The sequence below is a fragment of the Hydrogenophaga palleronii NBRC 102513 genome (genome assembly GCF_001571225.1).
Lineage (GTDB): Bacteria > Pseudomonadota > Gammaproteobacteria > Burkholderiales > Burkholderiaceae_C > Hydrogenophaga > Hydrogenophaga palleronii.
Window position 1 is genome coordinate 126,823 of record NZ_BCTJ01000004.1, and the last position, 25,363, is coordinate 152,185.

Consider the following 25,363-nt stretch of genomic DNA (forward strand, 5'->3'; position numbering starts at 1 on the left):
GCCCTGGCCTCTACCCCGGCACGCCAGGTGCCGGGGTAGAGTGGTGCTCAGGCCGCGGCCGTGGGTTCCGGCGGCATCGGGTACTCGTCGCCGTTGCAGACCACACCCTTGCGCGAGAAGTCCCAGCGCGGCGGCGCGAAGATGTCGACCAGCACGCCCGGTGCGTCGATGTTGCGGCTGGTGTGGATCACCTTGGGCGGCACCACCAGCAATGACGGGCTGCCCATCTGCTCGGCCTGGTCGTCGTGCCACAGCGTCATGTCGGGGCCCCAGGGGTAGCGCAGGTGGTGCACGTAGGTGCCGTCGAGCGCCAGCGAGCCCTGTTCAAAATCGGCATGGCTGTGGGGGCTGAGTTTGCGCACGTCGCGCGCGACGGTGCGCTTGAGCAGCGGGTTCACCATCAGCTTGCGGGTGCGGAAGATGCGCATCTGGCTGCCTTCCGTGGTGTGCTCGGCCAGGCGGTAGTGGCGCAGCTTGTAGCCGCCCACGGGCTCCGGCCAGGCCACCAGCGGTGCGGCATCGGGGTTGGGTGTGGCGTAGGTGGCGCGGTTGTCGGCCAGGGCCAGCAGGTCGGTGACGTCGCTGGAAAACACGCGGGCAATGAGGCCGCTGCCGCTGACGCGCAGGCGGCTCGGGCCGGGTGGCACGATGGTCAGGCTGTCCGCCGCGGCCTGCACCGACTCGGCGCCGGCCTGGACCTCGATGGACAGGCCCGGCGTCTCGGGCACGATGAGCACGTATTCGTCGACGTTGTCGCGTTGCAGGGTGTCACCCGGCGACACGCGCGAGACCACGACGACGAAGTTGGTACCCCGCGTGACCCAGCCGGCGCAGCTGTCGCCGGGCACGGTTTGGGGCGCCTCGTTGTGGTGGCGGGCGTAGGTGGCGAGTTGGGACGGAAGCAATGGCATGGGGTTCTCGGGCGGTCAGTTGGCGTGAGAAATGGACAGGGCACCCTGGCGCAGCAAGGTCTGGTCGGAGGAGACGATGAACCAGTCGGCACCCTGGGCCGCGAACTCGTCGCGCTCGACGTTGCCGCCGACGAACATGCCCGCGTGCTTGCCGGCCTTCTTCGCGATGGAGAGCACATGCCGGGTGGCGGCGAGCACGCGTTCGTCGCGGGGGTTGTCCAGGCCCATCGACAGGGCGAGGTCGGCCCGTCCCACAAACAGTCCGGCCACGCCCGGCACCGCGGCAATGGCCTCGGCCGCTTGCACGGCGGCGTCGGATTCGATCTGGCAGATCACCTGGGCTTCGTCGCCAACGCGCAGGGCTTCCTTCATGCCGAAGCTGCCATAACCGGCGAAGCGTGGAGAGCTGGAGTAGCCGCGCACGCCATCGCGGTAGCGCGCCATGGCGACCACGTTGCGCGCGTCCTCGGCGCTGTCCACGTGGGGCACAAGGATGCCGGTGGCGCCGATGTCCAGCGCCGACAACACCACGGAAGGCGAGACTTCGGCAATGCGGATGAAGGCCTTGAGGCCCACCGCGCGCGAAGCCAGCACCATCAGGTCCAGGGTGGCGCGGTCGAGGGGCGCGTGTTCGGCGTCGAGGCAGACGAAGTCGAGCCTGGCGGTGCCCAGCACCTCGATCACATGGGGTGATGGGGTCTTGACGAAGGTGCCGAGTTGGAGGGAGGAAGTCATGTTCGGTGCGCTTGGCGAGGAGGTCACTTCGGAGGTTTCTGCATCTGGGCGCGGGTGTGCAGCTCACCCAGCTCGGCGTAGAGCGGGCCACCCAGGCGGGAGATCGGGCGCATCTTCACGCTGTCGACGTAACGCCCGTCGTACACGGTCGAGGCCAGGTGGAACAGCAGCACTTCGCCGATGTAGAGCGTGTTGAGCCCGCGGCCCAGCGTGATGGCGCGCTCCAGGCGGCATTCCATCTGAATCGGCGAGACGGCGACACGCGGGACGGCGATGCGCTCGCTCGGCAGCAACTCGATGCCGAGGGCTTCGGGTTCGCTGGTTTCCGAGGGGTAGTCGGCGCTGCAGCCGTGCATCAGGTCCATCGCGTCGAGCGTGGCCACGTTCACCACGAACTCGCCGGTCTCGACGATGTTGCGCGCGGTGTCCTTGAGCTCGCCGTCCTTGGTGCCGATGTTGACCGCCACCATGGGTGGGCTGTGTGCGACGTAGTTGTACGAGCTGAACGGTGCGGCGTTGACCACGCCGTTCTTGCTGCGGGTGGTGATCCACGCCACGGGGCGCGGCACCACGGCACCGACCAGCAGCCGGTAGGCCGTTGCCGTGTCCATGGTGGTGGCGTCCAGCGTGGTGAACTCGGGGTGGGCCATGGTGTGGCTGCCGTGGTTCAGGCGCGGCGGCCGCTGCCGCCCTTTTGGAAGATGCGCCGGCCGGTGTCGTGGAACAGGGCGCGTTTTTCCGCTTCGTTGAGCAGGCTGGTCGAGTCGATGGCGCGCTGCACCATGTCCTTGTAGGTGCCCGACGAGGTGCCGATGTCAGAACCCCACATGAGGCGATCTGCGCCATAGAGGTCGATCGCGCGGCGCAGGACTTTCTCGGCCGGGATGCCTTCCTCGCGGCAGATGTCGAGGTTGATCGAGGTCCACTTGAAGGAGATGTTCTTGAAGGGCACGAGGGCCTCGAAGTTGTCGTCCAGGCCGTAGTGCCCGTCTTTCTCCATTTCGGGTTCGAGCAGGTGGTCGATGGCGATGTTGACGTTGGGATACCGCTTCGTCAGCTCGATCAGGGCGGGCACCGAGGGACCACCACCGCCGACGGACAGCACTTCCAGGTTCATCACCAGGCCGTACTCGTTGGCCACTTCCCAGGTCTTGAGCGCCATGGGAGAGTTGAGCCAGGGCATGCTGCCGTCGGGCTGACGGCCACCGAACAGGCGCACGCCGGCCAGGCCGTGGTTCTCGATGTACTGCCGCACCAGTGGGGCGGTGCCCGGGTCTTCGGCGTCGAGGATGACCACGGCCGAGAAGATCTCGGGGTGCGCGTCCGACGAGTCGAGGATGTAGCTGTTGTCGTAGCGGTAGATCATGCGCTTTTGCACCGCCACCGCGCCGTCCACGTTTTCATCCTTCATCCACACCAGCATGCGTGCCACGTCGGGCACTTCGTTGATCGGGTTGGGACCGTGGTGGCCGCCGGGCGTGCCGATCACACCGGGCAGGCGCGGCGGTGCGTTGGCCGCGCGTTGCATGGGGTTGCGCGGGTAAGCTGTCTGGTTGTCGGCGACCAGGTGGGCGTGGGCGTCAAACAGGAGGGGGCGGGCGGAATCGCTCATGGGCTGGATCACAGGAGGGTGGCCCCCGGTGGGGCCACGGTTGAACAAAGATCAGTTGAGGGAGACGTTGGCGGTGGAGATGACCTTCTGCCACTTCTTGGAGTCTTCGTTGATCATCTGGCGCAGATGATCTGGAGCGCCCACGTTGACCACGGCACCGAAGGTTTGCAGCTTGGCCCGGCCGTAGGTCGAGTTGACGATGTTGTTGATCTCGGTGTTGAGTGCCTTGACGACTTCGGGCTGCATGCCATCGGGGCCGACGACCGCAAACCACACGGTGGCGACCATGTCGATGCCTTGTTCCTTGGCGGTCGGGATGTCCGGCAGGCCCGGGAAGCGGGTGGCCGACGTCACCGCCAGGCCGGTCAGCTTGCCCGAGGCCAGGTTGGGGATGAAGGCCGTGATGGGGGCCGAGAGCGCCTGGATGCTGCCGCCCAGCAGGTCGGTCATGGCCGGGTTGTCGCCGCGGTAGGCCACCGACGACAGCGTGGTCTTGGTCACCATGGACAGCTGCTCCAGCGCGAGGTGGCCGATGGTGCCGTTGCCGGGTTGGCCCATGGTGTAGGCGTTGGGCTTGGCCTTGGCCTGCTGCATGAAATCCTTCAGGTTCTTGGCAGGCACCTTCGGGTTGCTGGCGATCACCAGCGGGATCTCGCACACCAGCGCGATCGGCGTCAGGTCCTTGTCCGAATTGAACGGCATGGACTTGTACAGGAACTTGTTGTTCACGAGCGGGCCGGAAGTGGACAGTCCGATGGTGTAGCCATCAGGGGCTGCCTTGGCGACGGCGTCGGTGCCGATGTTGCCGCCGGCACCGCCGCGGTTGTCAACCACAAAGGGCTGGCCAAATTTTTCGGTCAAGCCTTGCGCGATGAAGCGGGCCACCACGTCGGTGCTGCCACCGGCTGGGAAGGGCACGACCAGTCGCACGGGCTTGTTGGGCCAGTTGCCCGCCTGTGCCCATGCGGGGGCGCTGGCGGCGAAACCTGCGGCGATGCATGCGGTGGCCAATGCGGTCTGAAAGGTTCTGCGTTTCATCGTGCGATCTCCAAAATATAAGAGTTAGGTGGGGAAAAGGTGGCCGCCGTCAGCGCGGCCAGAGGTTCAGGTGACTTGCCTTGCGTGCCGCAGCCGATCCAGGATGTCGGTCATGCGCCCCTTTGCGCGGTCACGCAGCTTGTCGTAAATGCTTTCGCCGTGCGCGTCGATGGCCACGGTGCAGGGGCCGAGGGCCGACACGTCCAGCGTCAGCAGGCGGAACTGCGATATGTATTCGTTCCAGTGCGAACTGCGCACGCCGCGCAAGGCGCGCGAGAGCAGGGGGGCGCCACCACCGAGGAACGACAGGTAGGCACACCCGCACTCGCGCAGCGCGGCGACGCTGGCGTCGTCCAACCCGCCCTTGCCGCCCACCAGGCGCAAACCCAGGCCGCGCACGATGTCGGGCATCCAGGCGTTGTAGCGGGTGCTGGTGCTCGGGTTGAGGTAGAGCGGTACGGCGCTGCCGTCCTGTTCACGCACGTAGGTGCTGAGGTGGAAGAACGCGCCGCCCTGCAGGTCAATCGGCAGGGCTTCGCCTTGCCGCACAGCTTGCGCCATGCGCTGGTGGGTCGGGATGCCGATGCTCACGGTGACGGCACCGGTGAGGGTCACCATGTCGCCCACGCGCAGTTCGCGCACGCGGGCCTCGGACAAAGGCAGGGTCAGTTCGTGCAGGCGGCTCATCGGACGGCTTTACTCATAGAGCATTTCCACGCGCCCGTCGCCGTGGATGCGTGCGGCGGTGCGGCGGTTGATCCAGCAGTTCAGGCACACCGCCACCGGCACGAAGCCGTGGCTGGCCGAATAGTCGATGTGCACGCCCATGGCGCTGCAGTCGCCGCCGGTGCCCATGGCACCAAAGCCCATCTGGTTGATGGCGTCGAGCAGGCGCCGCTCCATGCCGGCCAGCAGGGGATCGGTCTGCGGCGTGCCGTGTGGCCTGAGCACCGCTTCCTTGGCCAGGCGCGTGGCTTGGTCAAACGTGCCGCCGATGCCCACGCCCACCACAATGGGCAGGCAGGGCTGCGAGCCTGCGCGCAGGACAACGTCGAGCACGTACTTCTCGACGTCTTCGACCGTGGGATAGACAAATGCCTCGACGGCCTCCCAGCGGCCGGTGCCCATGGCCTTGGGCGCGCAGACGATGTCCATGTAGTCGGCATCGTCGATCACGTCGAAGGACACGATGGGGATGTCCTTGCCCGCGTATCCCCGTTCGTGGGTGAGCGGGTGGGTCACCATCTTGAGGATGGGCGGATCGATGTTGGCCGCCATGTCGGCGAGTCCATCGGTCATGGCCTGGCGCACCGGCCCGTCGAACTGCACACGGGTGCCGATCTTCACGCTGTAGGTGGGAATGCCCACGTCGGTGCACACCAGCTGGCCGTCGCGCGCGGCCATGTCTGCACTCTCCAGCATCATCATGAAAGTGCGGCGCGCGGTGGGATCGCTCTCGCGCTCGCTCGCTCGGCCCAGCACGGCGCGCGTGTCGTCGGGGATTTTTTTGAGCGACCGCTCGTACAACGATGCGGTGACCGCCCGGATGGTGGCGCTGGAGATGGGCATGGCGGCGGTGTCTGGTATGGCTGCCGATCATGCGTCGTCGTTGGGGCCGCTTCAAGCGCAATTCTCCAACTTTTCACTGATTGAAAAGTTGTTGCCAGGAGGTGGAGCCGGGGGTGCGCCAGGGCTCCGCCTGGGTCGTCGCCCCCGACGCTCAAGTCTTTGAATTCGTTGCACATTTCCCGTGCGTCAGGTGTGCAGGCAAGGCCCGGTTTTGTAAGCTGCGACAATCCGGTACGGGCCTCGATGGTGAAATTGGTAAACACAGGGGACTTAAAATCCCCCGTCGAAAGACTTAGCGGTTCAAGTCCGCTTCGAGGCACCAGGCCACCCCTAGGTTTTTTGTGCTTTCGCCGCTACAGTGAGTTTTCCATGACCCGATACAACGCGCCCTTCGAAATCCACGTGCACGGGGACGTCCCTTTGCGCGAGGACGTGGCATACAGCCAGATCCAGGATGCGCTCAAGCCCCTGTGGCAGTACGCAGGTGCGCGCTCGTTGGCGGCGGCGGCCGAGAGCAGTTACGAAGATGAGCCGGGCATCCGCTTTGATGCCGAAGCCCATGTGCTGCAGATCTGCTGGACGGTGCCCGGTGACGAGGACTTCCGCCAGGTGATCGAAGAGGCCTGCATGGGCCTGAACGACATTGCCTCGGCTGGCGCGCCGCTGGAGGTGTCTTTCTACGACGCCGAGTACGACGAGGAAGAGGGCTCTTCCGATGAAGAAGCGCGCGACGACTTCCTGATGTGTTTTGTCGGCCCGACGCCGGCGGCCATCATGCAGGTGCAGCGTGATCTGCTGGTGCAGGACGTGCTGCATGTGATGGAGCGCCACTTCGACCAGGCCGAACTCGGCGAGGTGGTGGGCGTGATCGACAAGCTCTTCAACCAGCGTTTTGAATCGCTGGTGAACTCCATGCAACTTGGCAAGCCGCCACGCGGCCATGGCGGCCCCTCGCACGGCGGGCCACGCAAACCGCGCCATCTGCACTGAGGCGCGGCAAACCGGCGCGCTGCTCACCGTCGCACGCGCCCATTAGACTCTGGCACAGCGCGGGTACGTGACCCTGCGACCCCCCGGAGTCCCCATGGCTTTTTTCTCCACCGATGCCCTCAACCCCGGTGTGCGCAAGCGCGAGGTGTTTGGCTGGGCCATGTTCGACTTCGCCAACTCGGGCTACACCACGGTGGTGCTCACGGCGGTGTTCGCCGCCTACTTCGTGGGCGCGGTGGCCGATGGCGCCGACTGGGCAACCTTTGCCTGGACGCTAGCGCTGAGCATCTCGCACCTGATCGTGATGTTCACCATTCCCGCCATGGGCGCTTGGGCCGACCGCCATGGCGCCAAGAAACGTTTGCTGATGCTCACCACGGTGGGCTGTGTGCTGGCCACGGCGGCGCTGGGCCTGGTCGGGCCCGGTGCGGTGGTGCTGGGCATGGTGCTCATCATCGTGTCCAACGTGTTCTTCAGCTGGGGCGAGTCATTGGTGGCGGCGTTCCTGCCCGAGCTGGCGAAGCCCGAGGCCATGGGCCGCGTGAGTGGCTGGGGTTGGAGCCTGGGCTACGTGGGTGGCATGCTGGCGCTGGGCCTGAGCCTCGCGTACGTGTTGTGGGCGAGTGCGCAGGGGCAGAAGGCCGAGCAGTTCGTGCCGGTGACGATGCTGATCACCGCTGGCGTGTTCGGCGTGGCAGCGCTGTTCACGCTGGGTTTGTTGCGCGAGCGCGCGTTGCCGGTGGGTGGCGCCGCGGGAGCGGGTGGCTGGCGCGAATCGCTGCAGCAGTTGCGGCGCACCTTCCAGCAGGCCCGGCGTTATCGCGACTTCATGTGGTTGCTGGCCTGCGTGGCTGCCTACCAGGGTGGCGTGGCGGTGGCGATCACGCTGGCGGCGATCTATGCCGAGCAGGTGATCGGTTTCGTGCAGCAGGAAACCATGGTGCTGATCTTCGTGCTCAACATCGCGGCTGCGCTCGGTGCCGTGGCCTTCGGCTATTGGCAGGACCGCCTGGGCCACAAGCTGGCCTTGGGCATCACGCTGGTGGGCTGGGTGGCCACCTGTGTCATCGCCGCGCTCACCACCACCAAGGGCGGCTTCTGGTACGCCGCCGCCATCGCCGGCGTGTGCATGGGGGCGAGCCAGTCCGCTGGTCGTGCCATGGCCGGCATGCTGGCGCCGCCGGCGCAGCTGGCCGAGTTCTTCGGCCTGTGGACGTTTGCGACGCGCGTCGCCAGCATCATCGGCCCGCTGAGCTACGGCGCCATCACCTGGATGACCGGGGGCAACCAGCGCCTGGCGATTGGCTTCACCGGCGTGTTGTTTGTGCTGGGCCTGGCGCTGCTGCTGCCGGTGAACATGCAGCGCGGGCGGGCGGCGGCCTTGCAGGCCGCGCCACCCGCGCCCTGAAGACCTTAGTCGAACAGCGGGCTGGCTGACACGCCCAGGCCCAGCCAGCGTTGCGCGGCCTGGGCCAGCGCTTCGGGTGGGCCGCTGGACAACAACAGCGGCGCTTCGTCGGCCGTGTTGGATGAACCCGTTGCGGGCAGCGTTGCCAGCACCTCGCGCGTGCGGCGCGCCACCGCCACACCGGTGTCCACCAGCGTGACATCGGCGCCGCACAAGGCAGCCAGCTGGTCCTGCACGAACGGGTAGTGCGTGCAGCCCAGCACCACGGTGTCGATGGCTGCGTCGGCCTGCTGCAGTGCCTGCACGTAGCGTTCGCTCAGGTTCTGGATGGTGGGCAGGTCGTGCCGTTCGATGGCGCCGGCCAGGCCGTCGCAGGGTTGAAAACTGAAATGCAGCGGACGGGGCGAGGCTTCCACCAGCCGGTCGCGCAGGGCGGCCACGCGTGCGCTGCCCAGCGTGCCGCGTGTGGCCAGCACGCCGATGTGGCCGTTGCGGCTCAGTGCCGCGGCGGGCTTGAGGGCGGGCTCCACGCCGATGATGGGCAGGTCGGGGTGGTGCTGGCGCAGTTCGTTGATGGCATGGGCGGTGGCCGTGTTGCAGGCCACCACCAGCGCGTCGATGCCGTGGCGCTCGCGCAGCAGCGCGGTGATGCGCTCGGTGCGCTGCGACACGTCTTGCGCCGTGCGCTCGCCGTAGGGTGCGTAGGCGCTGTCGGCGGCGTAGACGAAGCGGGTGCCCGGCAGCTCGGCGAGCAAGGCCCGCAGCACGCTCAGGCCGCCGACACCGCTGTCGAAGACGCCGACGGTTTTCAAGCGGCGGCGACCTCGATGCCCTTGAACTCGCCGGTGGCGATGCGCTTCTGCCACTCGGCCGGGCCGGTGATGTGCGCGCTGGTGCCGCCGGCGTCCACCGCCACCGTCACCGGCATGTCGACCACGTCGAATTCGTAGATGGCTTCCATGCCCAGGTCTTCGAAGCCCACCACCTTGGCGGTCTTGATCGCCTTGGAGACCAGGTAGGCGGCGCCGCCCACGGCCATCAGGTAGGCGCTCTTGTGCTTCTTGATGGCTTCGATGGCAATCGGGCCGCGCTCGGATTTTCCGATCATCGCGATCAGGCCGGTTTCGGCCAGCATCATTTCGGTGAAGCCGTCCATGCGCGTGGCGGTGGTCGGGCCGGCGGGGCCCACCGCTTCGTCACGCACCGGATCGACCGGGCCGACGTAATAGATGACGCGGTTGTTGAAGTCCACCGGCAACTTCTCGCCCTTGGCCAGCATGCCCTGGATGCGCTTGTGCGCGGCGTCGCGGCCGGTGAGCATCTTGCCGTTGAGCAGCAGCGTCTGGCCGGGTTTCCAGCTCGCCACTTCGGCGGGCGTGAGGGTGTCGAGGTTCACGCGCTGGCTCTTCTGGGTGTCGGGCACCCAGTTCACGTTGGGCCACAGGTCCAGGCTCGGCGCCTCCAGGTACACCGGGCCGCTGCCGTCCATGACGAAGTGCGCGTGGCGCGTGGCGGCGCAGTTGGGGATCATGGCGACGGGCTTGCTGGCCGCGTGCGTGGGGTACATCTTGATCTTCACGTCGAGCACGGTGGTGAGGCCACCCAGGCCTTGCGCGCCAATGCCCAGTGCGTTGACCTTCTCGTACAGCTCCAGGCGCAGCTCGTCCACCTGGCTGAGCTTCTCGCCCTTGGCCGCCATGGCCTGCAACTGGTACATGTCGAGGTCGTCCATCAGGCTTTCCTTGGCCATCAGCACCGCCTTCTCGGCCGTGCCGCCGATGCCGATGCCCAGCATGCCCGGCGGGCACCAGCCGGCGCCCATGGTGGGCACGGTTTTCAGCACCCAGTCGACCACCGAGTCACCGGGGTTGAGCATGACCATCTTGCTCTTGTTCTCGCTGCCGCCGCCCTTGGCCGCGACGGTGATGTCCACCGTGTTGCCGGGCACGATCTCGGTGAAGATCACGGCGGGCGTGTTGTCCTTGGTGTTCTTGCGCGCGAACTGCGGGTCGGCCACGACCGAGGCGCGCAGCGTGTTGTCGGGGTGGTTGTAGCCGCGGCGCACGCCTTCGTTGATGGCGTCGTCCAGGCTGCCGGTGAAGCCTTCCCAGCGCACGTCCATGCCGACCTTGAGGAACACGTTGACGATGCCGGTGTCCTGGCAGATCGGGCGCTGGCCGGTGGCGCTCATCTTGCTGTTGGTGAGGATCTGCGCAATCGCGTCCTTGGCCGCAGCGCTCTGCTCGCGTTCGTAGGCGCGGGCCAGGTGGGCGATGTAGTCCGCCGGGTGGTAGTAGCTGATGTACTGCAGTGCTGCCGCGATGGATTCGATGAGGTCGGCCTGGCGGATGGTGGTCGTCATGGTGTCGGTCGGTCGTGGAGTTGGATGCAAGTCGCGTCGGCGGCCACCACACCCAAGAGGCCATCAGATGAGAATTGCTTTTGTTTGGAGCTATGCTGGAGGCCCTTTGGGCAAGGCCGTTCCCAGCCCGCTATTTTGACAGGTCACGCATCACCATGAACTCCCGCCCAAACACCCGCAGCGAACGCGACACCTTCGGCCCCATCGACGTGCCGGCCGACCGCCTCTGGGGCGCGCAGACGCAGCGCTCGCTGCAGAACTTCGACATCTCCGGCGAGCGCCAGCCACGCGAGATGATCCGCGCCCTGGCGCAGGTCAAGCGCGCCTCGGCGGTGGTGAACCACGCGCTCGGCCTGCAGGACGAGACGAAGACCGAGGCCATCGTGAAGGCGGCCGACGAGGTGATCGCCGGCCAGCACGAGGTGGAATTCCCGCTGGTGGTCTGGCAGACCGGCTCGGGCACACAGACCAACATGAACGTCAACGAGGTGCTGGCCAACCGCGCCAGCGAACTGCTGGGCGGCGAGCGTGGGGAAGGGCGCCTGGTGCACCCGAACGACGACGTGAACCGCAGCCAGTCGAGCAACGACGTGTTCCCCACCGCCATGCACGTGGCAGCGGTGGAGGCGATCACGCACCGCCTGCTGCCGTCGCTGGCGCTGCTGCGTGGCACGCTGGAGAAGAAGGCACGTGCGTTCGACGACATCGTGAAGATCGGCCGCACCCACCTGCAGGACGCCACGCCGCTCACGCTGGGCCAGGAGATCTCGGGCTGGGTGGCGCAGCTGGCGCACGGCGAGACCCATGTGCGCGCCGCGCTGCCGCATCTGTGCGAACTCGCGTTGGGCGGCACGGCGGTCGGCACCGGCCTGAACGCACCCAAGGGTTATGCCGAGCAGGTGGCGGCCGAGCTGGCCCGGCTCACCGATCTGCCGTTCGTGACCGCCCCCAACAAGTTCGAGGCCATGGCTTCGGTGGATGCGCTGGTGCACGCGCACGGTGCGCTTAAGACGCTGGCGGCCAGCCTCATGAAGATCGCCAACGACGTGCGCTGGCTCGCCAGCGGCCCGCGCAGCGGCATCGGCGAGCTCAGCATTCCCGAGAACGAACCCGGCTCGTCGATCATGCCGGGCAAGGTGAACCCGACGCAGAGCGAGGCCGTCACCATGCTGGCCGCGCAGGTGTTCGGCAACGACGTCGCCATCAACTTCGGTGGCGCCTCGGGCAACTTCGAGCTCAACGTGTTCCGCCCCATGGTGTCGCACAACTTCCTGCAGAGCGTGCGCCTGCTGGCCGACGGCATGAAGAGCTTCAACGACCACTGCGCGGTCGGCATCGAACCCAACCGCGCGCGCATCACCGAGCTGGTGGACCGCTCGCTCATGCTGGTGACCGCGCTCAACACCCACATCGGTTACGACAAGGCCGCGCAGATTGCGAAGAAGGCCCACAAGGAAGGCAGCACCCTGCGCGAAGCGGCGGTGGCCTCGGGCCACGTGACCGCCGAGCAGTTCGACCAGTGGGTGGTGCCGGGGGCGATGACGGGGCGATGACAGGGCGGTGACACGCCCATGCGGGCGGGTGGCGCGGAGAGCCGCTTAACATCGGCCGCATGATTTCGCAGTTCTGGCACTCGTCGTTCGACGTCGATCCCTTCACCAGCTTCACGCTCGCCATCCTGCTGCTCTTCGTGGGCAAGGGCCTCACCCGCCGCTACGGCTGGCTGCAGCGCTACAACATCCCCGAAGCGGTGGTGGGTGGCATGTTCTGCGCGCTGGTGGTCTGCGGCTTGTATTACACGGTGGGGCTGCGCGTGGTGTTCGAGCTGGGCGCGCGCGACATGCTGCTGCTGTATTTCTTCGCCGCCATCGGCATGGGCACCGACGTGCGCACGCTGCGCGAAGGAGGGCGGCCGCTGGTGGTGTTGCTGGTGCTGGCCTGTGGCTTCATGCTGTTGCAGAACGGCCTGGGCATGGCGGTGGCAGAGGCCTTTGGCCTCGACCGGCGCGCCGGGCTCATGGCCGGCTCGATCTCGCTCACCGGCGGCGTCGGCACCACGCTGGCGTGGACACCGTTTTTCGTCGAGACCCTGGGCATCACCAACGCGGGAGAACTCGGCCTGGCCGCCAACATGCTGGGCATGATCGCCGCCTGCCTGGTGGGCGGGCCGATGGCGGCCTGGTTGATGCGGCGGCACGCGCTGACACCGTCGGGCCAGTCCGACGTGGAGGTGGGCACCCGTTACCAGGATGAAGCCCACCTGCGGCTGGACTACAACGGCGTGCTGCTGGCGCTGCTCTGGCTCAACCTGGCGCTGATGCTGGGCGAGGGCCTGAACAGCCTGGTGGCGCTGACCGGCTTGACGCTGCCGGCCTTCGTGGGCTGCCTCATGGCCGGCATTGCGTTGCGCAGCGCCGGGGAACTGCTGGCGCCCAAGCCCGGGCGGCTGTGGAACTGGCCCCGCATGCGGCTGGGTGTGGCGCTGATTTCCGACGTCAGCCTGGGCCTGTTCCTCACCATGGCCTTGATGGGCCTGCGCCTGTGGGAGCTGGAGCCGGTGGTGGGTTTCATCGCCACCGCGCTGGCGCTGCAGATGGTGCTGGCGGTGGTTTTCACCGCCTTCGTGGTGTTCCGCTTCATGGGGCGCGACTACGAGGCGGCGGTGATCTGCTCGGGCTTCGGCGGCATCGCGCTCGGCTCCACGGCGACCGCCATCGCCAACATGAGCGCGGTGGTGCGCGCCTATGGCGCGGCGCCGCGCGCCTTCATCGTCGTGCCGCTGGTGTGCGGCTTTTTTATCGACCTCGCCAACGCGCTGGTGATCGGCTGGATGGCGCGCTGAGCGGCCAGCAGCGAATAGCCAGCAGCCAACGGCCAGGCAGAAAAAAGCCGCTGCTCAACGAGCAGCGGCTTTTTCCTGGCGCCATCAAGGAGGCGCGGTGTCCGCGCCGCCGGTTCAGTTGTTCGCTGCGGCGATGGCCTGTGCGATCCAGCCGTCGAAGGTCTTCTGGTGCGCCTGGATCCAGGCGTCGGTGTGGCGCTCCACGTCCTGCTGGCGGTTCTCACCGTTCTGCATGCGCATGTTCTGCGCGCTGATGTCGGCGATGGGCAACTGCATGATCTCGAACAGCTTGGCCGCGGCCGGGTTCTGCTCGACCCAGACCTTGTTGGCCACGATGTACTCGTTGTTCACCGGGAAACCGTAGTCCCTGCCGTTGGCCTGTTTGGTGTCTGTGCCGGCCTGCACGCCGGGCATGGCGGAGAAGGGCACCTGCAGCCAGACCACTTCCTGGCCGGCGCGCATCACGTTGCTGAGCCAGTACGGCGTCCAGGCGTAGAACAGCACTGGCTTGCCCTGCTTGAAGCGCGCCACGGTGTCGGCGATCAGCGCAGGGTAATTGCCCTGCGTGTAGGTGACGGTGTCGCGCAGCTTGTAGGTGGCGAGCTGGTGGTTCACCACCGCCTCACCGCCCCAGCCAGCGCTGGGGCCGATCAGGTTGGCCTTGCCGTCGCCGGTGGTGTCGAACAGGCGTGCCAGCTTGGGGTCGGTGAGCTGGCTCAGGTGGGTGATCTTGTACTGGTCGGCGGTCTTCTTGTCGATCATGTAGCCCTGGGTGGCGCCGGCCGAATACACGCCCTTGCGCGAGAGCTTGGCGTCGCCGCCCGCGCTCTTGTAGAACTCGGCGTGGTGCGGGTTCCAGTGGTTGGCCATGAAGGTGGCGTCGCCGTTGGCGACCGCGATGTGTGCCATCGGGTATTCCACTTCCTTGATCGGCTGCACGTCGTAGCCGAGCTTGCTCAGCGCGCGCGTGACCAGCAGGGTCTGGAAGGTTTCTTCGGCCAGCGAGCTTTGCAGCGGCAGCACCTTGATGCCCTTGCCGGGCAGGTCTGCGGCGTGTGCGGCGGTGCCCAGGGTGAGCAGGCCGGCGGTCAACAGGCTGAGAGCGAAGCGGCGGGATGTCGTCATGTGTCGGAAGTCTTTCTGGGATTCGGGGGCCGCGCGTGGGCGCAGACCCGGGGCGCCTGAGGGCGCCGGGAAAACGGAGAAATGGGAGAAAAGGGAAACGAGCCACCGGCTGCGTGGGCCGCAGCCGGTGGCCAGGGCGCGAAGGCCCGGAGGACGGCGACGCGTCAGCGCTTGGCGGCAGACAGGGCCTGCGCGATCCAGCCGTCAAAGGTCTTCTGGTGCGCCTGGATCCACGCGTCGGTGTGGCGCTCCACATCGGCCGGCTTGTTTTCGCCGTCGCGCATGCGCAGGTTCTGCGCGTTGATGTCGGCCACGGGCAGGGCCATCACCTCGAACAGGCGGGCCGCTGCCGGGTTCTGCTCGGTGAACTGCTTGTTGGCCACGATGCGCTGCGTGTTGAGCACGAAGCCATAGTTCTGGCCGTTGGGCAGCTTGGTGTCGAGCTTGGACTGCTCACCCGGCAGCGAGGAGAACGGCACCTGCAGCCACACCACTTCCTGGCCGGGACGCAGCACGCCGCTGACCCAGTACGGGGTCCAGGTGTAGTAGAGGACCGGCTGGCCCTGCTTCAGGCGCGTGATGGTGTCGGCGATCAGCGCGGCGTAGCTGCCCTGCACGTGCGTGACGGTGTCGCGCAGCTTGTAGGCGTCGAGGTGGTGCTCGATCACCGCTTCGCAGCCCCAGCCCGGGTTGCAGCCGGTGAGGTCGGCCTTGCCGTCGCCGTTGTTGTCGAACAGCTTGGCGATGGCCGGGTCTTTCAACTGGTCGATGCGGGTGATCTTGTGCGCGTCGGCGGTTTTCTTGTCGATCAGGTAACCCTGTGCCGCGCCTGGCGAGTAGGCGCCCTGGCGGTACAGCTTGGCGTCACCACCGGCGTTCTTGTAGAAGTCGGCGTGCAGCGGGTCCCAGTGGTCGGCCATGAAGGTGGCGTCGCCGTTGGCGATGGCCACGTGCGCGGTCGGGTACTCCACTTCCTTGATGGGCTGCACATCGAAGCCCAGCTTGCTCAGCGCGCGCGAGACCAGCAGGGTCTGGAAGGTCTCTTCGGCGATGGAGCTTTGCAGCGGCTGCACCTTGATGCCTTGGCCGGGCAGGTTCTGTGCGGTGGCGGGACCGCTCAGGGCAAAGGCCATGAGGCCGCTGCCGAGCAGAGTGCGCCACAGACGGGAGGGCTGGAGGGAGGTCATCGGTTTCCTTTCGATGGTGGGGGAAAAAGCCTGGGCGCGAAGCGCGCTCAGGAGGCGGAAATCGGGGTGGCCGGTCCGGTGCGGGACTCGGTGGCCTGGGCTGCTGCCGCCTTTTTGGCGGGTGCGGGTGCGGGTTCGGGTGCGACCGGTGCGGCGGCGCCGGTGGGCGCTGGCCGCAGCAGGCGCAGCACCAGGCCGGCCGGGCCTTGTTGCCACCAGTGGCGCGTGCCGCGACCGGGGCGGCCGAGGGCCTGGGTGATGCGGTCGAGTGCGATGGCCAGCAGCACGATGCCCAGGCCGCCGACGGTGGCCATGCCCATGTCGAGCCGGCCAATGCCGCGCAGCACCATCTGGCCCAGGCCACCGACGGCGATCATCGAGGCGATCACCACCATCGACAGCGAGAGCATCAGCGCCTGGTTGATGCCGGCCATGATGGACGGCATGGCCAGCGGCAACTGCACCTTGGTGAGCATCTGCCAGGGCGAGGCGCCGTAAGCGCGTGCGGCCTCGATCAGGTCGGGGCGCACCTGGCGGATGCCCAGGTCGGTCAGGCGCACCAGCGGTGGCAGCGCGAAGACGATGGTGACGATCACGCCGGGCACGTTGCCGATGCCGAACAGCATCACCACCGGCACCAGGTACACGAAGGCCGGGGTGGTCTGCATGGCGTCGAGCAGCGGGCGCATCAGGCGCTGCGTGCGGTCGCTGCTGGCCAACAGAATGCCCAGCGGCAGGCCGATCACGATGCAGAACACCAGCGAGGTCAGCACCAGCGAGAGCGTGATCATGGCCTCGGGCCAGATGCCCAGCATGGCCACCAGCAGCAGCGAGATCACGGTGCCGATGGCGATGGCGCGGCTGGCGAATTGCCAGGCCAGCAGGCCCATCAGCGCCACCATGGCCAGCAGCGGCACGCTCAGCAGCAGCTGCTCGACGCTGGTGAGCGTGGTGTCGATGGGCGCGCGCACGGACTGGAAGAAGGGGCGGAAGTGCTCCACCGTCCAGCTCAGGCCTTCGTTGATCCAGCGCTCCACCGGCAGCGAACCGTCCCACAGCTGGCTGATTTGAAAACCGCTGCCGGCAGCATCGGTGCCAGTCGCCGCATCGGCGCTGGCGGGCGCGTTCAGCCAGTTGTCGACGGAAGCGGCGGTGGAGTCACCCCAGGCGTCGCTGGAGGCGGTGGCGGGCTCGGCGCTGCCGCCCCAGGGGTCGGCGGCGGGCGTGGTGGTGGCGGCACCACCCCAGGCGTCGGTGGCCTGGGGTGCTGTGTCTGTCGGGGCGTTGCTGGCGGCCTGCGCCAACGCGGCGTTGTCGTTGTTGTTGTCGTTCATGGGTGCTCGTCTTTCCTGTGCGTTCGGTGAGGTACGGGTCAGGCCGCGGCGCGGTCGAGAAACTTCAGCAGCGTGTTCTTACTGATGGCGCCGCGGTAGCGCCCGTCAACGTCCACCACCGGCAGCGGGTAGGGCGCTTGCGCGGCCTGGCCGAACAGGTCGGCCACCGGGTGGGCCGCTTCCACCACCTGCACGTCGGGCAGGTAGGCGCGCGCCAGGCCCAGCGGTCCGTCGTGGTCCTGCAGCGCGTGGCGCAGCGAGTCGGCAGACACCATGCCCAGGTAACGCTGATCGGGGCTGACGACGTAGGCCCAGTCGCGGTCTTTTTCTTCCAGCATGCGCAGCGCGGCACGTGCACCCTTGTGCGGGTGCTCGGCCACCACCACCTGCGTCTGGCGCGCGATGTCGCCGGCCTTGAACACGGCAGCGGCATCGACGCCGCGCACGAAGTTGCGCACGTAGTCGTCGGCCGGCTGGCGCAGGATGTCTTCGGGGGTGCCGACCTGCACCACATGGCCGTCCTTCATGATGGCGATGCGGTCACCGATGCGCATGGCCTCGTCGAGGTCGTGCGAGATGAAGACGATGGTGCGGCGCTTGACCTGCTGCAGGCGCACCAGCTCGCTCTGCATCTCGGTGCGGATGATCGGGTCGAGCGCGGAGAAGGCCTCGTCCATCAGCAGGATGGACGGGTCGGACGCCAGCGCACGCGCCAGGCCCACACGCTGCTGCATGCCGCCCGAGAGCTCGTCCGGGTAACTGTCGCCCCAGCCCGCCAGGCCCACCTGTTCCAGCGCCAGATCGGCCTGGGCCAGCCGCAGCTCAGGCTTGACGCCCGCCAGTTCGAGGCCGAAAGCGGTGTTGTCGCGCACCGTCATGTGCGGCATCAGCGCGAAGGACTGGAACACCATGCTGATGTCCTTGCGGCGCAGGCTGCGCAGCGCGGCGTCGGACAGGTCGTTGATGTTCTCGCCGTCGATCAGGATGCGGCCGGCCGTGGGTTCGATCAGCCGGTTGAGCAGCCGCACCAGGGTGGACTTGCCCGAACCCGAGAGGCCCATGATGACGAAGATCTCGCCGGCCTGGATGTCCATGTCGGCGTCGAAGACCCCGATGGACTGGCCGGTCTCGGCCAGGATTTCCTGCTTGGACCGGCCTTCGCGAACGAGTTTGAGCGCGGTGTCGGGCTGGTCTCCGAACACCTTGAAGACGTGTTCGATGCGGATGTGTTTTGCCATGTGCGTGCTGCCTCCTGTGCAAGTTGCAAGGCACCGCAAACGGTCTTGAACGGGTGGGGCACGCGTGTCCCCCAGCGAGTCAACAAGACCGCAGACAGACACTGACAGCGACGAATCGGCAAACCCAGCGCCTGCCATCGCACCGGCCCATGTAGCGGGCCCGGTCTAGGGGGCTGGCACGGGTGCGGGTGTGACGCGGCGTCGAGGCCGGAAGACCGGCCGTTGAAACTCTGTGCCGCGACGGGATGCAGGGTGATCCGCGAGTAGCACATGAGCGCCACCGGTTCGTTGGACCGATGACTGAAAGGCCGCGATTATAACTTTTGCGTCTGGTTACCCGAAGCCAGATGCAATTTGGACGCAGGAGCCGCGCAAAAAGTGGACTGCTCGCGGCTCGGCATGTGCGTTGCTTCGGATGTTCGGATTTCACCAGTGCACTTCGATGATGTCGCTCAGTGCCGCCTCTTCCAGGTTGTGTCCCTCGCCGCCGCGGTCCACCACCAGGAAGTCGCTGATCTCGCCGAGCGCCAGCAATGGATGGTGCCAGACGTTGCGGCTGTAGTTCACCCCCTGCCAGCCCTGCGTGATGAAGGCCTGCAGCCGTCCGGGCCGACCGCCATCATCGGGCGCCACCACCACCACGTAGCTCCGCCCCGTCAGGGGAATGAAAGCCTGCGAACCCAGCGGATGGCGTTCCATCAGGCTCAGCCGCAGCGGGAGCGAACGGGGCTGGGCGCGGAACAGGTTGACGATGGGCCGGCCGCCGTCGGCCAGTGTGTCGATCTCGGCCAGGTCGTGGAAGCGCCGTGTGGTACCGCCGTTGATGTCGAACTGGCGCGCTCCGTCGAGCTCGATCACCTGCCCGAAGGGTGCGAAGGCCTCGCGCGTCAGGGCGCGCGCGTGCAGCACGTTCATGTGGCCCGCTGCAGTGGTGCGAGCCGCTGGCGGTAGAAGTTGCTCACGTGTGGCGTGAATTCCATGAAGCCCTTGACGGCGTGGAACTCGGGCGTGTCGTACACCCAGTCGCCTGCCACCTCGTAGATGGCGCAGTACTTGGGCCCGTCTTCCAGCGACACGAAGCGGCGCGCCGACAGCCAGCCGGGGCAGGCTAGAAGCGCGGGCAGGTGCACGGTGTCATACCAATGGTTGAAGGCCCCCTCATGCTCGAGTGCAATGTCCACGCGCACCACGTGCAGCACCGGCGTGCCGGTGGTCACGCCATCGGGCAGGTGGGGGGACACCGTGTTGATGTTCATGCCGAAGGGGCCTCGGTCTTGGGCTTGACGCGAGGGAATTTGAGCGTGGCCTCGGCCTTGAGGACCTCCTTGCCTTCTTCATTGCTGGCGCTGGCCTGCCAGGTCACGGTGCGCGTTTCGGCGTTCATCTCGTGGATCCAGACCCGAAAGGCGATGGTGTCGCCGTAGAACACCGGGCCGGTGAACCAGAAGCGGTCTTCGATCGACACGCCCAGTGTGCCCGCGAGTTCGGCCGTCAGCACGTTGGTGCAGATGCCCGCCACCATGATGCCCGGCGCAAGCCGGCGACCGAAGCGCGTCGTCTCGGCATAGGAGTCGTCCACGTGCACCGGGCCGAAGTCGCCCGTGGCTGCGATGTAAAGGGCGCCGTCGGCCTCGGTGATGGTCTTGCTCACCGACACCTCGTCGCCAACGTGCAGGCTGTCGAAGGGTTTGAGGTCGTACATGTTCAGCCTGCCTTGACAGGGACCATGCGAGCGGTGCCCAACGCCATGGCATCGCCGCCCGCAATGGCGCACCGCAGGGCGCAGGTGATGCCTCCGGCATCGGCGGCGGTCACCTCGACGAGCGCCTCGACCGTCTGACCGACCTGCAACGGTGCGAGAAAGTCGATCGACAGGCCCGCCAGGCGCCAGTCGGGGCCGGCCAGTCTGTTGAGCGCCGTCGTGGCCAGTGCCACACCGTTGAGTTCAAAAGCCAGCATCTGCTCGAAGCCGGCGGCGCGGGCGGCGCGTTGGTCGACATAGAGCGGCGCGAGGTTGCCGCTGATGCCGGTGTACATGGCCTGCTCGGCCACGGTGAGTGTTTTGCGGAACGACATCTTGTCGCCGACTTTGAGAGGATTGCTCATGACAGTTCCAGGTTGGGATGCAGGTGGTGTGACGCCGTCGAATCCGGGGCTCCCGAGGAACCGGCTTTGCCGGGCCTCTGGGAGCGCCCCTCTTGGGGTGAGGTGACCCAGGCGCTTCGGGGGTTACAAGGTCAGGCCGCGTTTGATGACGCTGCGCGCGATCAGCATGCGGTGGATCTCGGAGGTGCCGTCGTAGATGCGGGTCACGCGGCTGTCGCGATAGATGCGTTCCAGAGGCAGCTCTTTGGTGAAGCCCATGCCGCCGAACACCTGGATGCCGCGATCGGCCACACGGCCAAGCATCTCGGAGGCATAGAGCTTGACCATCGACACCTTGTCGCGGCAGTCGATCTCCTGGTCGAGTTCCCAGGCGGTGTTGAGCACCATCATGCGGGTGGCGAAGATCTCGGTGGCCGAGTCCGCGATCATCTGCTGGACCATCTGGAAGTCGCCAATGGGCTGGCCGAACTGCTTGCGGTCGTTGGCGTGGTTGCGCATCAGCTCCAGCACGCGCTGCGCCATACCGACGGCACGCGCGCCGATGTGCGCCAGGCGGATGCCCGAGACGCTGTTCATGATCAGCTTGAAGCCTTCGCCCACCTCGCCCATCACGGCGTCGGCCGGGATGCGGCAGTTCTCGAACACGAGTTCGGCGTGGCCGTAACCGCGGTGCCCCATCATTGGTTGCACGCTGGTCACTTCGAAACCGGGCGTGCCCTTGTCCACCAAGAACAGCGAGATGCCGCCGCGCGCGCGCTTGTCCTTGTCGTGGACGGCCATCACGATGACGTAGTCGGCGATGTCGCCGTCGCTGATGAAGTGCTTGCGGCCATTGAGCACCCAGTGGTCACCGTCCAGCGTGGCGGTGGTGCTGATGGCCGCGGCGTCGGAGCCGGCACCGGGTTCGGTGATGGCCATGGCGCAGATCTTCTCACCGCTCACCGTGGGCAGCAGGTACTTGTCGCGCTGCGAGCCCTTGCAGGCCAGCAGCATGGGATAGACCTGGCCGAAGATGCGGCGGATCAGCGCGTCGGAGGTCTTGCCCAGTTCTTCTTCCACCAGGCACATCGCGACATGGCTCAGCCCGCCACCGCCCGTGTCCTCCGGCATGTTCATGGCGAACAGGCCGAGTTCCTGGGCCTGCTGGCGCACGCGCTTCAAGGCGTCGGGTGGCACGCGGCCCAGGGTCTCGGTTTCGTTTTCGAGCGGCTGGACCTCCTGGGTGACGAAGCGGCGCACGGTGTCCAGCAGCAGCTGGATTTCGGAAGGAACGGTGTAGTCAAACATGGTGGAACGGTGGTGGGAGGTATCAGGAACGGGAGGAAGGCATGCCGATGACGCCGGCGTCGGCAAGCGCGCGGCACTCGGCTTCGCTCAGGCCGAGGCGTTGCAGCACGGCCTGGCTGTCCTGGCCGGCGTGAAATGGCATGGACCGGTAGGCGGGAAGCTGGCCGTCGTAGCGCAAGGGGTGGTTCACGAGCAGCGCTGTGCCGCCGCCAGGGACCTCGATTTCGCGGAAGGCTTCGTTGTGTCGGGCTTGCGGGTCCTGCAGCAGGTCGTCGTAGTTGCGCACGCGCTCGTGCCAGATGCCGTGGGCATCGAACACCGGCGAGAGGTCTGCGAAGTGACGTGTGCACAGCTCTTCGGCCACGGCCTGTGCGTAGCGGTCGCGCTCGGCGTAGCGGTCGATGCCTTGCAGGGCGCGCAGGGCATCGCTGTCGAGCGCGGTCGCGAGCTTCACCGGGTCGTTCATGGACAGCACCACATGGCCTTCGGCCAGTGGATACAGGCCGTATGGCGCATCGTGGTACCAACTGCCGACGTGGCGGTCTCGCGTGAATACATCCGGCCGGTTCTTCACGGCGTAGTACTTGGTCAGCGCCTCGGTCTGCAGGTCGATGCCGGCGGCGAAAAGGCTGCTCTCGACCAGCGTACCTTCACCGGTCTGCAGGCGCCGCACATAGGCGCCAAGGATGCCCATGGCCAGCAGCGCGCCACCGTGCTGGTCGACCACCGCGGCGCCCACGTTGGACGGGCCCTGTTTGCCGCCGCCGGTGGCCGCAATCAGGCCCGAGCGTGCCTGCATCAGCAAATCCTGACCGGGGCGTGAAGCCGCTGGGCCGGTGCGACCCAGGCCGCTGGCCGAAGCCAGCACCAGCGTGGGTTTGCGCTGGCGCAGCATGTCGAAACCCAGGCCGAGGCGGTCGAGAACGCCTGGGCGGAAGTTCTCGATCACCACATCGGCCTCGTCGATCAGGCGCAGCACGAGGTCGCGGCCTTCGGCCTGCTTGAGGTCCACCGCGAGACTCTCCGTGTTGCGGTTGGCGGACAGCAGGAACGCGCTCACGCCGTTGACCCAGGAGTTGCCGCCGGACCAGTGGCGCTCGAACGCGCCTTGCAGCGGTTCGATCTTCACCACCTCGGCGCCCATGTCGGCGAGGTACTGCGCGCAGGCCGGGCCCTGCAGGTAGTGGCAGAAGCTGACCACTTTCATCTTCAGTTGCATGGTGCGTTCCTCAGGCGCTGGTGGCGGTAACCACGCGCGATTGCACGAGCGCGTTGATCTCGTTGGCGGCGTAGCCCACCTCGGCCAGGATGTCGCGCGTCTGCGCGCCGAGCTTCTGCGGCACCAGCCGCAGCGGCGGCGCCGCGCCGTCGAAGCGCAGGGGGTGGTTCAGCATCGTGACTGGCGCACCCTCAGCACCGGGGGTGTCGACGAAGGAGCCCAGATGAGCGAGTTGCGCGTCGCCGCGCAGGTCCTCGTAGTCCTTCACCGGCATGTGCCAGATCGCCTGTTTCTGCAACGCTGGCAGCCATTCAGCGGTGGTCTTTTGCGCCAGGCGCGCGGCCACGGTTTGGGTGATGTCCTCGCGCTGGTCGAAGCTGGCAGAAGCGGGCATGTCGGCCAGTGCGGGCAGTTCGAGCGCCACGGCCAGGTCGGCCGGCGAGGCCATGGAAATCGCCAGGTGGCCGTCGGCGGTGGCATGGATACCCGAGGGGCCGGCGCTGCACCAACTGGCCAGACCGTGCGCACCGCGCGGTGTGGCACTGCGCGCGCCGTTGAGCCAGGCCGTGAGCGATTCGGATTGCAGGTCGATGGCGGACTGCAGCAGGCTGCCCTCGACCAGCCGGCCCTGGCCGCTGCTCACGCGGCCGAGCAGGGCGGCGAGGATGCCCATCGCCAACAGGGTCGCGGCGTGCTGGTCGACGATCACCGGTCCCGTTGGCGTCGGTGGGCCATCGGCCCGGCCGGTGCGCGCGGCCAGGCCACTGCGTGCCTGCAGCAGCAGGTCTTGCCCGGGCAGGTCGCGGTCGGGGCCGCTGGCGCCGTAGCCGCTCACTGAGGCGTAGACGATGCCGGGGTTGAAGGCCTTGATGTCCTCGTAGCCGAAGCCCATGCGTGCCATCGCACCGGGGCGGAAGTTCTCCATCACGACGTCTGCGTTTTCGAGCAGGCGGCGCGCGATGGCCTTGCCCTCGGCCGACTTCATGTCCAGCGCCAGGCTGCGCTTGTTGCGGCCGGTGGTCAGCAGGTTCACGCTCTGACCGGCGACGAAATGGTTGGCTACGCCCCAGTTGCGGTGGAATGCACCGTCCACCGGCTCCACTGCGATCACGTCGGCACCCAGGTCGCCGAGAAACTGCGCGGCCATCGGCCCGGCATGAAAATGGTTGAAGCTGATGACGCGGATTCCGGACAGCATGACGACTCCAAAAGGCATGCAAGGCGCCCGCCTTGCGTGGGGCCTCAGAGGGGCTCCGGGGCTTTTTCAGAATAGCGGCGGGGGAGCGTTTCCAGACTCTTTCGGCCTATTCGTTTTCCGCGACCAACTATCAATCCACCGCATATGTCCGAATGGCGGGACAGGGCGCGGAGGCTATAGGGGCTGCTTATAGTTGCCCCCCTTGTTGTGATCGGTTTGCGCGCGCCTTCGCGCTAAGGTGGCCGCCCTATGACCGCTTTAACCGCACAACGCTTCGGCGGCATTTATGCCGCCACCATCTGCCCGCTGCAGGCCGACGGCTCCATCGACGAACCTGTGCTCATCGAGCATCTGCGCGGCGTGGCCGGCGCCGATGGAATGACCGGACTGCTCCTCAACGGCCATGCCGGCGAGAACTTCATGCTCAGCCGCGCTGAGAAGCGCCGCGTGGTCGAGATCGCGCGCGCTGTCTGCCCAACCGAGACCGTGCTGATCGGTGGCATCAATGCCGAGGACAGCCACGAGGCTCAGCGGCACGTGGAAGACGCCGAGGCCGCCGGTGCCGATGCCGTGCTGATCTTTCCGCCGTTTTCCTGGGGACTGTCGCAGGACGCCGAGGTGGCCCTGCGCCACCACCGCATCGCCACCGACACCAGCGCGTTGCCGCTGTTCCTGTACCAGGCCGGCGTGCGCGCCGGCACCATGGCCTACACGCCCGGCGTGCTCGAGCGCCTTGCGCAATTGCCCAACGTGATCGGCATCAAGGAAGGCAGTTGGGAGACCTCGGCCTACGAAGCGCACCAGCGACTGGTGCAGCGCGTTGCACCACACGTGTTGATGATGGCCTCGGGCGACGAACATCTCTTCACCTGCTTTGCGCTGGGCACCACTGGCAGCCAGGTCAGCCTGGCCTGCGTGGCACCCGAGTTCATCGTCGGCCTGTACCGGGCGATGCAGGCCGGAGACCTCGCCACCGCACGTGCCTGGAACGACCGCATCTATCCGCTGGCCAAGGCGGTGTACGGCGCGGCGCCCGGTGGTCACGCCACCGCGCGCCTCAAGACCTGCCTGAGGCTGCTGGGCCGCATTCCGGACGACCGCATGCGCGCGCCCATGGGGCCATTGCCCGACGACGAAGTGGCGATGCTGCGCACCGCGCTGCAGGCCGCCGGCCTTCTCTGAACTTGCACGGAGCGCCTTCG

General features: G+C 67.0%; 25 protein-coding genes and 1 tRNA gene. 6 read left to right on the forward strand and 20 right to left on the reverse strand.

Features of this window, described 5'->3' with window-relative positions:
* Positions 1-47: 47 nt before the first annotated feature.
* The 7 genes from HPA01S_RS05200 to HPA01S_RS05230 form a co-directional block, all read right to left on the reverse strand.
* Positions 48-911 (reverse strand): cupin domain-containing protein, encoded by an 864-nt coding sequence (locus HPA01S_RS05200; RefSeq protein ID WP_066267514.1) that lies wholly within the window; start codon positions 909-911, stop codon positions 48-50.
* Positions 912-926: 15 nt separating this feature from the next.
* Positions 927-1,646, reverse strand: coding sequence for an HpcH/HpaI aldolase family protein (locus tag HPA01S_RS05205; RefSeq protein WP_066267516.1), 720 nt, complete (start codon positions 1,644-1,646; stop codon positions 927-929).
* A 23-nt stretch (positions 1,647-1,669) separates the two neighbouring features.
* Positions 1,670-2,296 (reverse strand): flavin reductase family protein, encoded by a 627-nt coding sequence (locus HPA01S_RS05210; RefSeq protein WP_084360481.1) that lies wholly within the window; start codon positions 2,294-2,296, stop codon positions 1,670-1,672.
* Positions 2,297-2,313: 17 nt separating this feature from the next.
* Positions 2,314-3,258, reverse strand: a complete 945-nt coding sequence (locus HPA01S_RS05215; RefSeq protein WP_066267669.1) for an amidohydrolase family protein — start codon at positions 3,256-3,258, stop codon at positions 2,314-2,316.
* Between the two features lie 51 nt (positions 3,259-3,309).
* The gene (locus HPA01S_RS05220) at positions 3,310-4,296 is read right to left on the reverse strand and encodes a Bug family tripartite tricarboxylate transporter substrate binding protein (protein ID WP_066267517.1); all 987 of its coding nucleotides are present in this window, start codon (positions 4,294-4,296) and stop codon (positions 3,310-3,312) included.
* Positions 4,297-4,362: 66 nt separating this feature from the next.
* Positions 4,363-4,983, reverse strand: a complete 621-nt coding sequence (locus HPA01S_RS05225) for a fumarate hydratase C-terminal domain-containing protein (protein WP_066267519.1) — start codon at positions 4,981-4,983, stop codon at positions 4,363-4,365.
* Positions 4,984-4,992: 9 nt separating this feature from the next.
* Positions 4,993-5,865 (reverse strand): fumarate hydratase, encoded by an 873-nt coding sequence (locus HPA01S_RS05230; protein WP_084360482.1) that lies wholly within the window; start codon positions 5,863-5,865, stop codon positions 4,993-4,995.
* A gap of 237 nt (positions 5,866-6,102) precedes the next feature.
* Here HPA01S_RS05230 and HPA01S_RS05235 point away from each other — a divergent pair.
* The 3 genes from HPA01S_RS05235 (at position 6,103) to HPA01S_RS05245 (ending at position 8,263) form a co-directional block, all read left to right on the forward strand.
* Positions 6,103-6,187: transfer RNA gene (locus HPA01S_RS05235), tRNA-Leu, on the forward strand.
* 47 nt (positions 6,188-6,234) lie between these two features.
* The gene (locus tag HPA01S_RS05240; protein ID WP_066267521.1) at positions 6,235-6,855 is read left to right on the forward strand and encodes a DUF6806 family protein; all 621 of its coding nucleotides are present in this window, start codon (positions 6,235-6,237) and stop codon (positions 6,853-6,855) included.
* 94 nt (positions 6,856-6,949) lie between these two features.
* The gene (locus HPA01S_RS05245) at positions 6,950-8,263 is read left to right on the forward strand and encodes an MFS transporter (protein ID WP_066267524.1); all 1,314 of its coding nucleotides are present in this window, start codon (positions 6,950-6,952) and stop codon (positions 8,261-8,263) included.
* Between the two features lie 5 nt (positions 8,264-8,268).
* On the opposite strand, the gene murI is transcribed toward HPA01S_RS05245, so the two are convergent.
* Entirely contained in the window at positions 8,269-9,075 is an 807-nt protein-coding gene (gene murI / locus HPA01S_RS05250) for a glutamate racemase (protein ID WP_066267526.1), read from the reverse strand.
* Complete coding sequence (locus HPA01S_RS05255) at positions 9,072-10,625, reverse strand: fumarate hydratase (protein ID WP_066267528.1); 1,554 nt, start codon at positions 10,623-10,625, stop codon at positions 9,072-9,074. Before HPA01S_RS05255 ends, murI begins: the two co-directional genes overlap by 4 nt.
* Positions 10,626-10,780: 155 nt before the next feature.
* Between HPA01S_RS05255 and fumC the strand changes: the two genes are divergently transcribed.
* Together fumC and gltS are read left to right on the forward strand one after the other, a co-directional pair.
* Positions 10,781-12,178 (forward strand): class II fumarate hydratase, encoded by a 1,398-nt coding sequence (gene fumC, locus HPA01S_RS05260; RefSeq protein WP_066267530.1) that lies wholly within the window; start codon positions 10,781-10,783, stop codon positions 12,176-12,178.
* A 59-nt stretch (positions 12,179-12,237) separates the two neighbouring features.
* On the forward strand, positions 12,238-13,467 hold the full coding sequence (gene gltS / locus HPA01S_RS05265; RefSeq protein WP_066267532.1) for a sodium/glutamate symporter: 1,230 nt from the start codon (positions 12,238-12,240) through the stop codon (positions 13,465-13,467).
* Between the two features lie 114 nt (positions 13,468-13,581).
* On the opposite strand, the gene proX (HPA01S_RS05270) is transcribed toward gltS, so the two are convergent.
* From proX (HPA01S_RS05270) to HPA01S_RS05320, 11 genes are all read right to left on the reverse strand, one after another.
* Positions 13,582-14,592: a glycine betaine/L-proline ABC transporter substrate-binding protein ProX gene (proX, locus tag HPA01S_RS05270; protein WP_066267534.1), complete on the reverse strand. Its 1,011-nt coding sequence runs from the start codon at positions 14,590-14,592 to the stop codon at positions 13,582-13,584.
* 164 nt (positions 14,593-14,756) lie between these two features.
* Positions 14,757-15,725, reverse strand: coding sequence for a glycine betaine/L-proline ABC transporter substrate-binding protein ProX (gene proX, locus HPA01S_RS05275; protein ID WP_245638580.1), 969 nt, complete (start codon positions 15,723-15,725; stop codon positions 14,757-14,759).
* 101 nt (positions 15,726-15,826) lie between these two features.
* Complete coding sequence (gene proW, locus HPA01S_RS05280; RefSeq protein WP_066267538.1) at positions 15,827-17,113, reverse strand: glycine betaine/L-proline ABC transporter permease ProW; 1,287 nt, start codon at positions 17,111-17,113, stop codon at positions 15,827-15,829.
* A gap of 38 nt (positions 17,114-17,151) precedes the next feature.
* Positions 17,152-18,351, reverse strand: a complete 1,200-nt coding sequence (proV, locus tag HPA01S_RS05285) for a glycine betaine/L-proline ABC transporter ATP-binding protein ProV (protein WP_066267540.1) — start codon at positions 18,349-18,351, stop codon at positions 17,152-17,154.
* A gap of 426 nt (positions 18,352-18,777) precedes the next feature.
* Positions 18,778-19,266, reverse strand: a complete 489-nt coding sequence (locus tag HPA01S_RS05290) for an ureidoglycolate lyase (RefSeq protein ID WP_066267545.1) — start codon at positions 19,264-19,266, stop codon at positions 18,778-18,780.
* Complete coding sequence (locus tag HPA01S_RS05295) at positions 19,263-19,607, reverse strand: DUF4286 family protein (protein ID WP_066267547.1); 345 nt, start codon at positions 19,605-19,607, stop codon at positions 19,263-19,265. The genes HPA01S_RS05290 and HPA01S_RS05295 overlap by 4 nt, the downstream gene beginning before the upstream one ends.
* On the reverse strand, positions 19,604-20,053 hold the full coding sequence (locus HPA01S_RS05300) for a MaoC family dehydratase (RefSeq protein ID WP_066267549.1): 450 nt from the start codon (positions 20,051-20,053) through the stop codon (positions 19,604-19,606). Before HPA01S_RS05300 ends, HPA01S_RS05295 begins: the two co-directional genes overlap by 4 nt.
* A gap of 2 nt (positions 20,054-20,055) precedes the next feature.
* Positions 20,056-20,457 carry a MaoC/PaaZ C-terminal domain-containing protein gene (locus HPA01S_RS05305; RefSeq protein WP_066267551.1) on the reverse strand — a complete coding sequence of 134 codons (402 nt, stop codon included), beginning with the start codon at positions 20,455-20,457 and terminating at the stop codon, positions 20,056-20,058.
* Between the two features lie 123 nt (positions 20,458-20,580).
* Positions 20,581-21,744, reverse strand: coding sequence for an acyl-CoA dehydrogenase family protein (locus HPA01S_RS05310; RefSeq protein WP_066267553.1), 1,164 nt, complete (start codon positions 21,742-21,744; stop codon positions 20,581-20,583).
* Between the two features lie 22 nt (positions 21,745-21,766).
* The gene (locus HPA01S_RS05315) at positions 21,767-22,963 is read right to left on the reverse strand and encodes a CaiB/BaiF CoA transferase family protein (protein WP_066267556.1); all 1,197 of its coding nucleotides are present in this window, start codon (positions 22,961-22,963) and stop codon (positions 21,767-21,769) included.
* A gap of 10 nt (positions 22,964-22,973) precedes the next feature.
* Positions 22,974-24,161, reverse strand: coding sequence for a CaiB/BaiF CoA transferase family protein (locus HPA01S_RS05320; RefSeq protein WP_218005327.1), 1,188 nt, complete (start codon positions 24,159-24,161; stop codon positions 22,974-22,976).
* 249 nt (positions 24,162-24,410) lie between these two features.
* Here HPA01S_RS05320 and HPA01S_RS05325 point away from each other — a divergent pair, with 249 nt between their 5' ends.
* Positions 24,411-25,343 carry a dihydrodipicolinate synthase family protein gene (locus tag HPA01S_RS05325; RefSeq protein ID WP_066267559.1) on the forward strand — a complete coding sequence of 311 codons (933 nt, stop codon included), beginning with the start codon at positions 24,411-24,413 and terminating at the stop codon, positions 25,341-25,343.
* Positions 25,344-25,363 lie beyond the last annotated feature (20 nt).

Coding starts and splice junctions, on each gene's coding strand:
- HPA01S_RS05200 (WP_066267514.1), bottom strand. CDS start 911: ATGCCATTGCTTCCGTCCCAACTCGCCACCTACGCCCGCCACCACAAC.
- HPA01S_RS05205 (WP_066267516.1), bottom strand. CDS start 1,646: ATGACTTCCTCCCTCCAACTCGGCACCTTCGTCAAGACCCCATCACCC.
- HPA01S_RS05210 (WP_084360481.1), bottom strand. CDS start 2,296: ATGGCCCACCCCGAGTTCACCACGCTGGACGCCACCACCATGGACACG.
- HPA01S_RS05215 (WP_066267669.1), bottom strand. CDS start 3,258: ATGAGCGATTCCGCCCGCCCCCTCCTGTTTGACGCCCACGCCCACCTG.
- HPA01S_RS05220 (WP_066267517.1), bottom strand. CDS start 4,296: ATGAAACGCAGAACCTTTCAGACCGCATTGGCCACCGCATGCATCGCC.
- HPA01S_RS05225 (WP_066267519.1), bottom strand. CDS start 4,983: ATGAGCCGCCTGCACGAACTGACCCTGCCTTTGTCCGAGGCCCGCGTG.
- HPA01S_RS05230 (WP_084360482.1), bottom strand. CDS start 5,865: ATGCCCATCTCCAGCGCCACCATCCGGGCGGTCACCGCATCGTTGTAC.
- HPA01S_RS05240 (WP_066267521.1), top strand. CDS start 6,235: ATGACCCGATACAACGCGCCCTTCGAAATCCACGTGCACGGGGACGTC.
- HPA01S_RS05245 (WP_066267524.1), top strand. CDS start 6,950: ATGGCTTTTTTCTCCACCGATGCCCTCAACCCCGGTGTGCGCAAGCGC.
- HPA01S_RS05255 (WP_066267528.1), bottom strand. CDS start 10,625: ATGACGACCACCATCCGCCAGGCCGACCTCATCGAATCCATCGCGGCA.
- fumC (WP_066267530.1), top strand. CDS start 10,781: ATGAACTCCCGCCCAAACACCCGCAGCGAACGCGACACCTTCGGCCCC.
- gltS (WP_066267532.1), top strand. CDS start 12,238: ATGATTTCGCAGTTCTGGCACTCGTCGTTCGACGTCGATCCCTTCACC.
- proX (WP_066267534.1), bottom strand. CDS start 14,592: ATGACGACATCCCGCCGCTTCGCTCTCAGCCTGTTGACCGCCGGCCTG.
- proX (WP_245638580.1), bottom strand. CDS start 15,725: ATGGCCTTTGCCCTGAGCGGTCCCGCCACCGCACAGAACCTGCCCGGC.
- proW (WP_066267538.1), bottom strand. CDS start 17,113: ATGAACGACAACAACAACGACAACGCCGCGTTGGCGCAGGCCGCCAGC.
- proV (WP_066267540.1), bottom strand. CDS start 18,351: ATGGCAAAACACATCCGCATCGAACACGTCTTCAAGGTGTTCGGAGAC.
- HPA01S_RS05290 (WP_066267545.1), bottom strand. CDS start 19,266: ATGAACGTGCTGCACGCGCGCGCCCTGACGCGCGAGGCCTTCGCACCC.
- HPA01S_RS05295 (WP_066267547.1), bottom strand. CDS start 19,607: ATGAACATCAACACGGTGTCCCCCCACCTGCCCGATGGCGTGACCACC.
- HPA01S_RS05300 (WP_066267549.1), bottom strand. CDS start 20,053: ATGTACGACCTCAAACCCTTCGACAGCCTGCACGTTGGCGACGAGGTG.
- HPA01S_RS05305 (WP_066267551.1), bottom strand. CDS start 20,457: ATGAGCAATCCTCTCAAAGTCGGCGACAAGATGTCGTTCCGCAAAACA.
- HPA01S_RS05310 (WP_066267553.1), bottom strand. CDS start 21,744: ATGTTTGACTACACCGTTCCTTCCGAAATCCAGCTGCTGCTGGACACC.
- HPA01S_RS05315 (WP_066267556.1), bottom strand. CDS start 22,963: ATGCAACTGAAGATGAAAGTGGTCAGCTTCTGCCACTACCTGCAGGGC.
- HPA01S_RS05320 (WP_218005327.1), bottom strand. CDS start 24,161: ATGCTGTCCGGAATCCGCGTCATCAGCTTCAACCATTTTCATGCCGGG.
- HPA01S_RS05325 (WP_066267559.1), top strand. CDS start 24,411: ATGACCGCTTTAACCGCACAACGCTTCGGCGGCATTTATGCCGCCACC.